The sequence below is a fragment of the Pseudomonas sp. 51_B genome, from assembly GCF_017491595.1.
In the GTDB taxonomy this organism is placed as follows: domain Bacteria; phylum Pseudomonadota; class Gammaproteobacteria; order Pseudomonadales; family Pseudomonadaceae; genus Aquipseudomonas; species Aquipseudomonas promysalinigenes.
In genome coordinates this window covers 36,142-49,236 of the sequence record NZ_JAFGYW010000016.1, presented here as the reverse complement: position 1 = coordinate 49,236, position 13,095 = coordinate 36,142, and the positions used below count along the sequence as shown (strand labels likewise).

Sequence of the window (13,095 nt, the reverse complement as noted above, 5' to 3'; positions counted from 1 at the left end):
ATGGTGGCGGCCCACCCACCAAGAAGCGCTCACCATGACTACACCTTCGACAACGCTGTTCGATTTCAAAGACGCTGTGGCCCGGCAGTTCGTCGGCAGGCCGACCCTGCGCCAGGTGGTCAGCACCCAGGTGCTGAATCTGTTGCTCGAAAAGCTGCCTTGGCTGGCTTACGTCACTCCAGCACTGACCGATGCCGAGCCACTGATGCTCGACAGCCCTGTGCTGGGCACCCGGCACTACACCACTGAGCCTTTGGTCGATCGGGTGCTGCAGGCGATGGTGGCGGACCAGCCGATGAACCTGGAGGCGCTCGACGGGCGTCACCATAACCTTGCGCTGGCCGCGACCCACCGCTTCGCCGGTGCCGATAGCGAGTTCGATACCCGCCGCCTGAGCGGCGTGACCGATGCCTTCAACCAACTGCTGGTGGATTTGCCCGAACACTTCTGCCATGCCCAGGTTGCTTACTGGCAGGGCCAGGGCAACGCCAATAATAACCGCGACAAGTGGTTGCAATGGCTGCTGAAGATGGCGCTGCTCAGCAACCTTCCGCGCCAAGGGCTCGATACCAAAGCGCAGGCGTGTGTGCGCGCGCTGATCGAAGGTGGTATCGGGCAGCCGGCAGTGTTTGCGGTGCAGGCCAACCTGATGTGGGATGAGCAGGCGGTGTCGCTGGTGCAACCGGGCTTGCTGCTGGTCGGTGAGTGGGATGAGGAACAGGTAGTGCTGTGGTACAGGCCGTCGAGCCAGGTCACGGCCTTCGCATCGCTCGATGCCTTCGGTCTGGCCTTACGCGACACCTTGGCGCTGGACTATGGTTTCGAGCGCCTGAGTTGGGACCGTCATGGCCTGGAGGGCAATGTATTCGCCCAGCTCACGGCGCTGCTGTTGACCCTGATGTGCGAGCAGATCACGCAACTACGCCTGCATGGCCTTGATGTGGCGCAGATGCAGGTTCTGTTCGCACAGTTGAGCGATCCTGCGCAGTGGCTGGTTGCCGGTTATTTCGACGACGATGGCCTGCAGGCCAAGCTGCCTTTGGGCTTGCTCGGCGCTTCGGCCAGCGACAGTTTCGCGGCTCAGCAGGCGCTGCTGGGCATGGCGCTGGCACAGGCGCAGTCAGAGGGGGGCTCGGCGCTCGATGGCGTGCAGGATCTACACACCTTTGCACGTAAGCGTTTGCGTGAGCAATTGCTGGCCGACTACCCGGTGGAGGCGAACTATTTTCCCGACGACCTGCTGCTTTCGCTTGCCTCGGCCCAGGGCATTGCGGGAGGCGCTGCGAGCGGGGCAGGTGGCGGCGAACCGCTGGTCCACAGGGGGGAGGTGACCCTCACGGCATTCGCCATCGGTAATCTGAGCTCCCTCAGTACGGCGGTGATCACCGGCGTCCGGCACCGTACCGGGCAGTTGATCATGCCTTGGCTGAGCGTGGATTACCTCAAGGGCCTGGTTCAGCGGGTCGACATCGGTGGCCAGTACCCACACTACGTGGCAACTGCCCTGAGCGACCTGGCCAGCCGGCCGCAGCGCACCCACTACTTCGCCCGCGAGTGGCGCCAGGGCCTGCTGTTCAGTGCCCTTGCTGCCAAGCTCGATGACAAGGTCACGGAGTTCGGTCTGCAGGGTGTGGTCGACTTTTGCCATGGCCGCCAGGGCCAACCGTCACCCAGCAGCGTGCTGATGCCCCTGGCTTTCAAGCGCCGTCCCGAGGCTAGCCAATCTGATGGTGTTCAAGGCATGTACCTGCTGATTTGCGCGCAGCCCTCGCGGGTGTTGTTGTACCGCCCGCTCTATGCCAAGGATACGCTGCTCGAGTACCCCAGCCTGGATGCCATGCTGGTGGCGATCCGCGCTTCGCCCGAGCTGCAGCAGAGCATGGTGGCGTGGATGGATCCGGCGGCGCGCCCAATTTATGACCACGGCGGCATCGGTGAGCCGCACATCAGCAGCATCGGCATCGACCCCTACAACCTGCCGGAAAAACCCGCGCCTGCCCAACTGGCAACTTTGCTGTGGGCCACGGGTGTGGATGAAAAACTGTATGCCGCCAACCAGGAGTTGCGTATTGCATTGGCCGATTTGCAAAGCACGTCCACCGCCGAAAGCCGCTGGGCGCTGCTCAGCCGCGGCGCCTGGCTATTGTTCGATGTGGTCAGCCTGGCGCTGCGCGGCCCTGTGGCCTCGGTGTCTTGGCTAGTACAGAGCCTCAGCGCGTTGGACGCAGAGCTGGAGGCATTGACCCAAGGCGACGATTTCGCTCGCCAGGCGGCAACCGTCGACCTGATCATCACTGCTGGCATGACCCTGCTGCATGCCCATCTGCCCAGCGCCGCAGCGAGCGACCCCCAGCCGCTACCAAAGGCAGCGGCATTCACACAGTTGCCAGCCCAGGATGGCCGCTACCAGGGCCTCTACGTTGTGCCTAGCCAAGGCAAGGTGACGACCCCTGGGCCGCTGCCATGGCCGGTGCCGCCGCTGGAGGGCACGGCGCAGATAGATTTCAGTTGGCGTGGCAACCAGGGTTTCAACGATTTGCCAACCCAGCGGCGCCAGGCCCTGATGGCCATGCGCGCCAAAATCGCACTGGACGGGGAGCAACCGCAGGCAACGGGTATTTATCAGGTCGCAGGCCAAGACTACATCTCGATGCTTGGTGAGGTATTTGCCGTGACTGCTACGCGCGACGGTATCCGCGTGGTTGACCCAGCCGGTGGACATGGCCCGTACCTTCTCTATCAAGGCGGCGCATGGCGGGTCGATACCCGCTTACGCTTGCGCGGCGGCATGCCCAAGGCGTCACTGCAGACGCAGTTCAGCAGGATGCTCGCACAGGTCGATCGGTTAAGCCATGAGTCCAACCAGGCTGCCAACCTGTTCCAAACGGCCCTTGACGAGGTGCAGGCGCTACAACGCAAGCGGGCGCAGTTGGCTGCGCTTGAAGCCACGGAGCAAACGCGGCGCCAGGATGCTGAGGCCGCAGGGGAGGGCGGTTTCGATCGTGCCGCCTCCGACCACCTGATAAGCCGCTACCAGGCACGCCTGAGCGAAATGGATGCGCAAGTGAAGGCAAAACGCCACGAAGTCGTGGCTACGCTGGAAGCGGTCATCGCCCTGGACCGCAAGCAAATCGCCCAGCTGAAGGTAATGCTCGAACCCAAGTATGGCCGTTATCGCCCCCATGAAATGGGCGATGTACTGGAGCGTCAGCTCAAGCTGCTGCTGCAGTCGACGATTCGCAACGCTGACTTCGCCCTCGGCGAACTGTACCTGCTGGCCGACTACAGCTATATCAGCCAGAGACGTCGGCAGTTCAGTGGCAAGTACCTGCATGAAATGGCCGAGCAATACCAACAGTTCCGCGCAGAACTCATTCCCCACATCGAACTCAATGAACGCGTGCTGGCCCTTCACGGCGAGCTCGACGTGCTGTTGCGCGATGCACCGGACACCTTGGACATCAGCGTCTCGACGACTCCGCGCAGCGTGGCGCAGTTGATCAAAAGCCGGCGCTTCACCACCATCGACTTGCGTTTCCAGCACGCGTTGAACCTTGCCGAGGCCGCTTTGCGCCTGGAGTCCAAAGCCATGCCCCGGCGCCTGCTGCGGTTCCAGAATGGGTTGATGAACCCGGCTCTGAACCGCGCCTCGTCGGCACACGGCGACTCACTGATGGCCAACCTGTCGGCCTCGGATCGGATCAGCATTTTGCAGGAGGCCTGGGATGAATACACCGCCGCAATCGTGCACTCCCTGCACATCGAACCCCAGGCCGGTGTATTGCTGGACCCTGTGATGTTGCGGCGCTACCGGGCGCAGATGATCCTGCTCAAGGAAGACGCCGGGCGCCGGTTGGTCGATGCCATGGCTGAGCAGGACGGCAAGCCGACTGCTTCAGGGCGGGTGCCGTACCCTGTCACACAGCAGCCGCAGCAGGTGATTCGCAACCGCGATGGCCAGTTGCTGATTGCCACGCAGGTCGAGGATCAAGGGCAAGTCGTCCTGCAGGTGCGTCAGTCGATCAGCGATAAAATCCTGCAGGTGTTCGAGCGCCAGGGGGACGCCTGGGTCGAGCGTGTTGCCAAGCCAGCTCCTGCTCGGGCGCAGCCAGGTCCAGCAGTGGATGTCGACGCCCAGGTGAAGGCGTTGCTGCTGGACCACCAGGAGGTGCTCGTCGCCGCCCAGGCTTATGTACTGGAAGATGTCAGTGGCGGGTTGCTCGATCGCCTGCTCAGTGACCAGGTGAACGTGCTGGAAACTGCCTTGGCAAGCTTCGCCGAGCAGGGTGCGCAGAGCGCGGCGACAGCACCGCTGAGCCAAGCGCTGATTGCGCTGCGCGCCTACCGGGTCGAACAGTTGACTGCGCTATTCAGCAAAACCCCATACCCCACCGCCAAAGCCTTGCGCTTCCTGCATGAGCAGCGCTTGATCAAGGTTGAGTACGTGCGCCGCGAGGTTTCTGCCAATACCAGCCCGTTCGACGAGTTCAAGATCATGCGCCTGAACGCCCCAGGCGCCAGTAAAGGGCGACCGCTGTGGGCTGCGCACTTCCATTTGCCGTCGCAAACCGCGAACCTGGCCGACTTCACTTACGCCCATCTCAAGCGTTGGAGTCAGCGCCAGATGGGGCGGCAATTCGAGTCTGTGAGCGGTCAGCGCGTACATCGTGGGCGGCTAGAGCAGGCCGATGTGCAGGGCATCATTGCGTTGAACTGATAGTTAACCGAAAGTGCAGGCCCGGTTCTGACGAGCGGGCCTGATCGCCCTCAGCCGTCAGTCGTTGCGAGCAATATTTAGGCCTGGCCGGTCAGGCTGGCTCTATAGGGTTCCAGGCTATTCTCAACCTGGAGACAAGCGCCCATGCCCCCCCTGAACGATGACAAACATGCTGTGGCCGCGCACTTCGCTAGCCGCCCGACTCTGCGCCAGGTCGCGGGGCAGCAACTGATGCAGGTGCTGATCGCACAGTACCCGGCCATTGCCCACTACCGGCCTGAACTGACCTCTGCTCAAGCGCTGTATTTGATGATTCCGCAAGTCGATGGCACCTGGAGCCACCAGCCTTTTGTCGACTACGTCCTGCAAGCGCTACTGACGCGTCGTGTGCTGGATTTTCCCTGGGTGGCCGGCCTGGACTATCGCCTCAGCCTGCAAGTCCCCTACCGTTTCTATGCCAACCCTGACCCATTCCAGAGCTCCGATGACGATGTGGTCAGGCCCCAAGCGCTGACCGCCGCGCTCAACGATCTGTTGCTGCTGTTGCCCGAGCAGTTTTGCCAGGCGCAAGCCGACTACTGGCAAGCGCTGGGCGTCAGCGGTGTCAGCCGTGACCTGTGGCTGCAACAGACGATCAAAGCCGCCTGGTTGGCCAACCTGCCTATGCAGAACCTGGATGCCGAGCAGCAGAGCTACATCCACGGTGCGCTTCAGGGCGGCCAGCGATCGCCCAGTGTTAGCGTGGTACAGGTACGACTGAGCCAAGGCAGCCAGAGCTATCGCTGCCTGTTGCCTCATTTGCTGATCATGGGGGAAAGCGATGCGCGCAAGGTACTGCTGTGGTGCGCGCCGTGCAGTGTGATCCGTGCGTTCGATTCGCTGGACGAGTTCGCCTTGGCCCTACAGGATACGTTCGCCCAGCGGCATGCATTCGAGGGTTTCGTTTGGGACCGCTTTGAACTGGAGGGCGATGCTTTCGCCCAGTTGAGCGCGCTGATGCTCGAGGCGCTGCTTGAGCCTGTGACCCGCGTGCGCTATTGGCAACTAGCTGACGTTGACGCGCTTGAGCAGTGTTTCGCTGGCCTGTGCGATCCATCACGCTACTTTATCGATGGCTATCGGTTGACCGAACCACGCGCCAGCACCCTATTGCCACCGCGCTTTCTGCATGCAGCGGCGGCCGATAGCTTCGCTTGCCAGTGCGCATTGTTCGACCTAGCCCTGGCCCAAGCACAGTCCGATGGTATCGGCGCCCTGGAGGGGGTGCTGGACCTGCACGCCTACACACGCCAGCAGCTGCGGGCGCAGTTGCTGGCCGACCATCCCGATGACGCCAACTACTTCCCCGACGACCTTGAATTGACCCTGACCATCGCCCGCGGCACGCCGGGCGGTGCTGGCGCAGGCGTGGGTGGCGGCAGTGTGGAGCATCGGCGCCTGAGCTTGACCGAGTTCGCCATTGGCAATCTCAGCGCTTTGCAAGGCGCAGTGCTCAGCGCTGTGCACCACCGCCAAGGGCAGTTGATCATGGACTGGATGAACCCAGCCTATGTGCAGGCCCTGGTGCAAAAGGTCGACATTGGTGGTCACTACCCGGCGTATGTCGCTCAATGCCTGGATGACCCCGAACAGCGCCCACAGCGGGTGGCCCGGTTCGGGCGTGAATGGCGTTGCTCGCTGTTGTTCAGTGCGCTTTCGGCCCGCTTGGCCAATGACCTCAGCGAAGCTGGCCTGCATTGCGTTGTCGACTACTGCCGGGGTGTGGTTGACCCCCAATTACCTGCGCAGATGCTGATGCCACTGGCGTTCAAGCGCGAAGCTACGGCGCCGGCCAGCGACCAGGCAACTGGCATGTACGTGCTGTTTTCCACGCAGCCTGCATGTGTGCTGCTGTATCGCCCGTTATACGGCGATGTGGCGATCACCGAGTACCCCAGCATCGAGGCGATGATGGCGGCGATAGGCCAGGCCGGTGCGCTGCAAACTAGCGTCCTTGACTGGCTGAGCCCGCAAGCTCGTCGTGTCTATGACTGGGGTGGTTTCCTTGAGCCTCATTTGCTCAAGCCAATTTTCGATACCTCAGTGTTGCCTGCGCGGGTCAAGCCTGCCTCGTTCGAAGCCCAGTTCTGGCAGCGGGATGTCGATGCTCAGCTGTACCAGGCCAACCGGGACCTGCTGGTGGAGCTGGCCGACCGCCAGACGGTTTCCAACCAGGAAAGCCGTTGGGCCATTCTCACCCAGGGCGCCTGGCTGTTGTTCGATTTGGTCAGCTTGTGGCTGCGCGGCCCGGTGGCTTCGGTAGCATGGTTGGTGCAGGCTCTTGGGGCTTTGCAAAACGATGTGGCGGCGTTGCGTGGCAGCGATGCATTCCAGCGCTCTGCTGCCGTGGTGGATCTGCTGCTCAATGCATCCATGGCTTTGATGCATCTGCGCCTGCCAGGCGCACCGCAAGCAACGGCATCGGTCCTGCCCGCTTCGGCCATCGAGCAATGGCCGAGGGTGCATCCGGCCAGTCGTGCTCAGGCATCCATGCCGGCCCAAGGCAAGGTCGGTTTACCAGGTGCCCTGGCAGAGCAGGCCACGCAACTGGACTTTTCCTGGCGTGGCGCCCAAGGCCTGAATGTGCTCTCGGCCGAACGACGCAAGGCGCTGCAAAGCATGCGGGTGCGCCAATCGCTCAGTGGGCTGGAAATGATCGAAAGCGGTGAGCACCATGGCCTTTACGCGCTCGATGGGCAGCATTACTTGCAATTGGCTGGCGATGTTTACGGCGCGCGCGTTACCGACCAAGGCGTTCGTATCGTAGACCAGGCTGGGCGAGCGGGGCCCTGGGTGGCGTTGGTCGATGGTCAGTGGCGAATCGACCATGCCCTGCGGTTGCGCGCCGGCATGCCGCGTAGTCGCTTGAAGGCAATGCGAGAAGAAAACCAGAAGCTGCTCGAAAGCCTGCGGCATACCGAAGCAGACTTGGCGAGGAACAATAACCGGCTGGGTATGCAACTGGAGGGGCATCGCGAAATGCTTATCCAAAAAGACCAGCAGATCGAAGCCTTGCTAGCACGGCCGGAGCTGGACGAGTTGAGCCAGAACCTTCTCGACCTGACTCGTCGCCTGCGCAAGAAGCTCAACGAAAAGGTCATCTACGAACTCAAGGCAGTGGTCGAGAATGGCATAGAGCATGATCAAGTGTTGGCGCGGCTGAACGCCATGCGCATCGACGAGAAAACGCTGCTCGACTCGCTCAGCGAACAGCGCAGCAGCGTTCGTCAGGCACTGATCCAGAACCTCTCGGTTTACTACAACGAGATGGCCAAGATGATCAATGACGAGGGCTTGGATGATATTTCCAAGGACATCGCCGTACGCCCCGAAGGTGAGCGCGAAATCCAGCACTACAAAGACTTCCTGGGGATGCTGGAGAATGTCATCAAGTGGGAAACCGACCTGGTCGATATTTCCCGGGTTTTGGACAAGTTACTGGTCGATACCCTCAACGATAGCTCGATCCTGTACAGGGACGAGGGGAGTGGCGCAAGGATCAACAAGGACCTGGAGCTCAAGGAAACCATCGAGCGGCGTCGGCTATCTGCTATCGACCTGGACTTCCGTCTGCTGCTCGATTTGGCCGAGGCCAGCCTCGACCGGTTGGTGGACGTCGACGAGCGCACCTTGGAGCAATACCTGGATTACCTTGGCAGCGAGACCTTGATCAGCGCGGGCAATGCCCATGGCGATCTGGCTTCAAGCGAGCTCTCGGCCGCTGAAAGGATCGAGGTGCTGGCAGGCATTCTGGAGGTTTACGAAGAAGCCAGGGGCATGGCGGACTACCTGACCAGCCTGGGTGGCCCGGCGATCCGGCAAGATCGTCTGCAGCAGTACAAGCTCAGGCTCGAGGGCCTTCAGAGCTTGGCGGAAAAGGATATGGCCGAGGCTGTACGGGAAAAAGAACTTGAGCAGCCGCCCGCACGGCAGCCCCCTACTTATGCGCCGCGCGGTGGCCGGCGCAAGGTGGTCAGGACCAACCGAGGCCGCAGCGTTCTGGGTGAAGAGGTAGAGATCGACGGCGTTGCCGTGGTTCAGCAACGAGACTTCCGCACCCAGAACGTCATCAAGACGTTTCATAAACAGGGTGAAGAATGGGTCGAGCAAGCCGCTGGATTAGGCGGCAGCGAACTGCCACCTTTCTCGCCCAAGGACCCGCGCATCGCGCGTCAACGTGCACAGGCACTGGTGGACCAGGTGGATTCGGTGATTTCCCTGGCTCGCCTGTATGTCAAATCGGATGAAGCGCTCGGGCTCTCCACGGTCGTGGAAGAGCATATCGATAAGATCAAAGAAGCGCAGGCCAAGCTACCCAGGCTGACCCCCGAAGACGAACTGTTCGACAGCCTGAGCCAGGCAGTGACCAGGCTGCAGGCAACCCAGCGTGCTCTGCTGACCGGGATGTACCTGGTCACCTTCCACCCGACGGCGAAAAGTTTGCGCTTTTTGGTCGAGCATCAGGAAGTGACCGTTCACCGTGCCGGGCCCCGGCGCATGCTATCGGCGAAGGACTACCTGGATGTCTACGAGATTCGCCGACGCGTCAGGGCTGGCGAGCAGGAGGGCGAAGGTTTGTGGGAGGCGCATTTCCATTACCCCACGGCCACAACTGGCGCACGGCAGTTCAGCAAGGGCCATCTGAAGCTCTGGTCGCAGCGCAAGCTGGGCCGCAAAGCGCAGCTTCAGGCGGCAGCCACCGGCAAGGACTTGCTGGCGATCTACCGGGGTGAGGTGCGGCTGAACGATGTCGAGGGCATCATTCCTTTCGATTGACCGGGTCAGCGGTTCTGGTAACGGCCATGCTTGCCATGGGCTGGCATGGCCTGATTACCGCGCTCGGCGATCATCTGCTGCAGCCTTACCAACTCGATGCCCTGGCTTTTCAGGCGCGGCAGTTGCTGTTCGAGTACCGCCAGGGTTTGCGGGTATGGGTGGCCGATCAGTACCGCCGAGCCTTGCTTGTGCGCCAGGGCGATGCCTTGCTGCAATTGTGCGGCAATGGCTTCAGGAGTGCGCACGTCGTCGAGGAATACATCCCGTGAAACATGGGCCAGGCCTTCGGCCTGCGCCTGGGCCGCGGCGACCGTAGCTGCGCTGGTACGGCTGTCGACGAAGAACAGGTGCCGGCGCTGCAGTTCGCCCATCAACCAAGTCATTGGCTCGCGCTGTGCGGTCATGCGGCTGCCCATATGGTTGTTGATGCCCGCAGCGTACGGCACTTTGGCCAAGGCCGCGTCCAAGCGCCGCGCCAGCTCTTCGATGGCGATCCCTGGGTGCCAGGCGTAGGGCCCGGTGGCTGGGTCCATGGGCATGTGCAGGATCACCGTCTTGCCGGCCTTGTGGGCCTGGCGGGCGAAGTCAGTGGCATGCGGGGTATCGGGCATGATCGCCATGGTCACCGGCCCTGGCAGGGCGAGTGTGCGGGTGTCACGCTCGGTGTTCTGGCCCAGATCGTCGATGATGATGCTCAGGTAGGCCTTGCCGGCCGGTGCCGCTTGCGCAGCACCGGCCATCAGGCAGAACAGAATACACAGCAGATAACGCATGGGTTGGGTCAGTCACCCTTGGTGATGTTCAGGCCCTTGAGCAAGCTCAGCGCCTGGCTCAGCTGATAGTCGCTGTCCTGCGGGCGGTCCTGGCGCTTGGCCTTGCTGCTGCCGGTCGGGCGGTCGGCGCCACCGTTGCCGTTGCCCAGGTGACCCTGCAGGTCGGCTTCCTTGAAGGTGTCGTTGTCATTGTCGCTGGCATCGGCGGTGAGCTTGGCCTGACGAACTTCGATATCGGGCACGATACCTTGTGCCTGGATCGAGCGGCCGTTGGGGGTGTAATACAGCGCGGTGGTCAGCTTGAGCGCACGATCGTTGGCCAATGGCAGTACGGTCTGTACCGAACCCTTACCGAAGCTGTCGGTGCCCATCAGTACGCCGCGCTTGTGGTCCTGCAGGGCGCCAGCGACGATCTCCGAGGCCGAGGCGCTGCCACCGTTGATCAGCACCACCAGCGGAACACCTTCGCTGGCGTCGGCCGGGTCGGCAGAGAAGCGCAGCTCGGAGTTGGCGATCCGGCCCTTGGTGTAGACGATTAGGCCCTTGGTGAGGAAGTGGTCGGCCACTTCCACGGCCGCCTGCAGCACGCCACCTGGGTTGTTGCGCAGGTCGAGGATCACCCCGCGCAGCTTCTTGCCGTTGTCCTTGCGCAGCTTGGTCAGGGCTTTGCCGACTTCATCGCCGGTCTTGACCTGGAACTGGGTGATGCGGATGTAGCCATAGCCGCTTTCGAGCAGTTGGCTTTTCACGCTTTTGACCTGAATGACCGCGCGGGCAAGGGTTACATCGAACGGGCTGCCGCCGTCGCGCACCAGGGTCAGGGTAATCTTGTCGCCAACCTTGCCACGCATCTTGTCGACCGCTTCGGTCATGGTCTGGCCGCGGGTGGGGGCGCCGTTGATCTTGACGATCAGGTCACCGGCCTGGACCCCGGCGCGGGAAGCCGGGGTGTCGTCGATTGGCGACACCACTTTGATCATGCCGTCTTCCTGACCCACTTCGATGCCAAGGCCGCCGAATTCGCCGCTGGTGCTTTCCTGCAGCTCCTGGAAGTCCTCAGGGCCAAGGTAGGCCGAGTGTGGGTCGAGGTTGCTGAGCATGCCTTTGATGGCATTTTCCAGCAGGGTCTTGTCGTCCACCGGTTCGACATAGGCGGCTTTGATGCGGTCCATGACCTCGGCGAAGGTGCGTAGCTCCTCCAGCGGCAGCGGGGCCTTGGCGGTCACCTCGGTGACGGGCATCGCGGCGGATTTGGCGGGTGCTTTCGCCGGCTCCGCGGCGCAGGCCAGGGGCGCACCGATCGCCAGAGCGATGGTCAGGGCCAGCTGGGTGAGGCGAGGCGAGTGCAGCATGTCGAACGAACTCCTGATCCTGTAAGCGCTCCCTGGGGAGCATCGGTGCGGCGCCTGGCGCTATACCGTTTGTTGTGTGTCAGCCGCGGCACCATTGTGCGGGGTCGGTCGGCCGGCCCTGCTGGCGGATGGCGAAGTACAACCCTGCACTGTCCTGGCCACCGCTGTCGCCAACGGTGGAAATGGCTTCGCCGGCCTTGACGATGTCGCCGGCGCTCTTGAGCAGGCTCTGATTATGGCCGTACAGGCTCAGGTAACCATTGCCATGGTCGAGAATGACCAGAAGTCCAGCGCCACGCAACCAGTCGGCGAACACCACTCGCCCGCCATGCACGGCGTGCACTTGCGTGCCGGGGTTGGCGCTGATCATCACCCCGTCCCACTTGGCTCGGGCATCATTGCCGCGGGCATCGCCAAAGCGTGCCAGCAGTCGACCGTTGACTGGCCACGGAAGTTTTCCCCGTGCAGCAGAAAATGCACCGCCATAGCTGGCGCCATCACTGGAAACCATCGGGCCGAGGGTGGTGCGAGCCTTTTTCGGGGGCTCGGCATCGTCTTTGTCGGCCCGTGCGGCCAAGGCTTCTTGCTGCCGGCGCTTCTCGGCCTCCTGCTGGGCGAGCAGAGCCTTCTGCCGCGCTTGCTCGGCTTCGCGGGCCTGGCGGGCCAGGGTTTCTTCGATGGTCTTGAGCACTTTGGCCAGATCCGCCTGGTCCTGCTGGCGGGCCTGCAGTTTCTGGTCGCCGCTCTTCACGTCGTTGTTGAGCTTGGCCAGCACCTGCTGACGCTTGCTGCGTTCGGCGTCCAGGGCCTGGCGGCGGGTGTCGAGGTCGGCGCGCTGGGCCAACAGTTGTTCCTGCTGGCGGGAGATGTCCTGCTCGACATTGGCCAACTGGCGCAGGGTTTCGTTGAAGGCCTTTAGCTGGTCCAGGCGGGCTTTGCTCAGATAGTCGTAGTACGTCAGGGTGCGGGCGAACTTCTCAGGGTTCTGCTGGTTGAGCAGTAACTTGAGGTATTCCTCGCGGCCGTTGTTCTGGTAGGCCGAGCGAGCTTGTATAGCGATCAGCCGTTGCTGTTCAACGCGGGCGCTCTGGAGTTTTTTTTTCTCGGTATCAAGGCGCTCCAGCTCGCCCTCGGTCTTTTTTAGTTCTTGTTGCAGGGCCTCCACCTGCTTCTCCAGGTTACCGATGTCGGTTTCGGTGGCCTTGAGGTCTTTTTGCACTCCGGCTTTTTCTTCCTGCAGCTTGCTTAGCGTCTTTTTGAGCTCGGCAATGTCCTGGCGGGTGGCATCCAGTTGCTGCTGGGTCTGTGCGCGCTCATCGGCGAAGGCCGGGCTGAGCAGGCAGGACAGGGCTAAGGGGATCAGGGCGCGTAGCATGGGGTTCGGCGTACCAGGGATGAAGACTGGCCTAGTATGGAGCAGCGGCAAGCGCCAAGCTAC

At 62.3% G+C, this 13,095-nt stretch carries 5 protein-coding genes; 2 read left to right on the top strand and 3 right to left on the bottom strand.

All coding sequences use genetic code 11. The annotated features are described in order from the left end of the window. Positions 1–34 precede the first annotated feature (34 nt). Both J5M56_RS16965 and J5M56_RS16960 read left to right on the top strand, forming a co-directional pair. Positions 35–4,717, top strand: coding sequence for a DUF6543 domain-containing protein (locus tag J5M56_RS16965; RefSeq protein WP_207937355.1), 4,683 nt, complete (start codon positions 35–37; stop codon positions 4,715–4,717). Between the two features lie 144 nt (positions 4,718–4,861). Further along, positions 4,862–9,532 (top strand): DUF6543 domain-containing protein, encoded by a 4,671-nt coding sequence (locus J5M56_RS16960; protein WP_207937354.1) that lies wholly within the window; start codon positions 4,862–4,864, stop codon positions 9,530–9,532. Positions 9,533–9,537: 5 nt separating this feature from the next. On the opposite strand, the gene J5M56_RS16955 is transcribed toward J5M56_RS16960, so the two are convergent. From J5M56_RS16955 to J5M56_RS16945, 3 genes are all read right to left on the bottom strand, one after another. Further along, the gene (locus tag J5M56_RS16955; RefSeq protein WP_207937353.1) at positions 9,538–10,305 is read right to left on the bottom strand and encodes a divergent polysaccharide deacetylase family protein; all 768 of its coding nucleotides are present in this window, start codon (positions 10,303–10,305) and stop codon (positions 9,538–9,540) included. Positions 10,306–10,313: 8 nt separating this feature from the next. Continuing rightward, positions 10,314–11,657 carry a S41 family peptidase gene (locus tag J5M56_RS16950; RefSeq protein WP_060480438.1) on the bottom strand — a complete coding sequence of 448 codons (1,344 nt, stop codon included), beginning with the start codon at positions 11,655–11,657 and terminating at the stop codon, positions 10,314–10,316. Positions 11,658–11,736: 79 nt separating this feature from the next. Further along, a complete protein-coding gene (locus tag J5M56_RS16945; RefSeq protein WP_060480437.1) occupies positions 11,737–13,032 on the bottom strand; it encodes a murein hydrolase activator EnvC in 1,296 nt (431 codons plus the stop codon). Positions 13,033–13,095: the final 63 nt, after the last annotated feature.

Coding starts and splice junctions, on each gene's coding strand:
- J5M56_RS16960 (WP_207937354.1), top strand. CDS start 4,862: ATGCCCCCCCTGAACGATGACAAACATGCTGTGGCCGCGCACTTCGCT.
- J5M56_RS16950 (WP_060480438.1), bottom strand. CDS start 11,657: ATGCTGCACTCGCCTCGCCTCACCCAGCTGGCCCTGACCATCGCTCTG.
- J5M56_RS16965 (WP_207937355.1), top strand. CDS start 35: ATGACTACACCTTCGACAACGCTGTTCGATTTCAAAGACGCTGTGGCC.
- J5M56_RS16945 (WP_060480437.1), bottom strand. CDS start 13,032: ATGCTACGCGCCCTGATCCCCTTAGCCCTGTCCTGCCTGCTCAGCCCG.
- J5M56_RS16955 (WP_207937353.1), bottom strand. CDS start 10,305: ATGCGTTATCTGCTGTGTATTCTGTTCTGCCTGATGGCCGGTGCTGCG.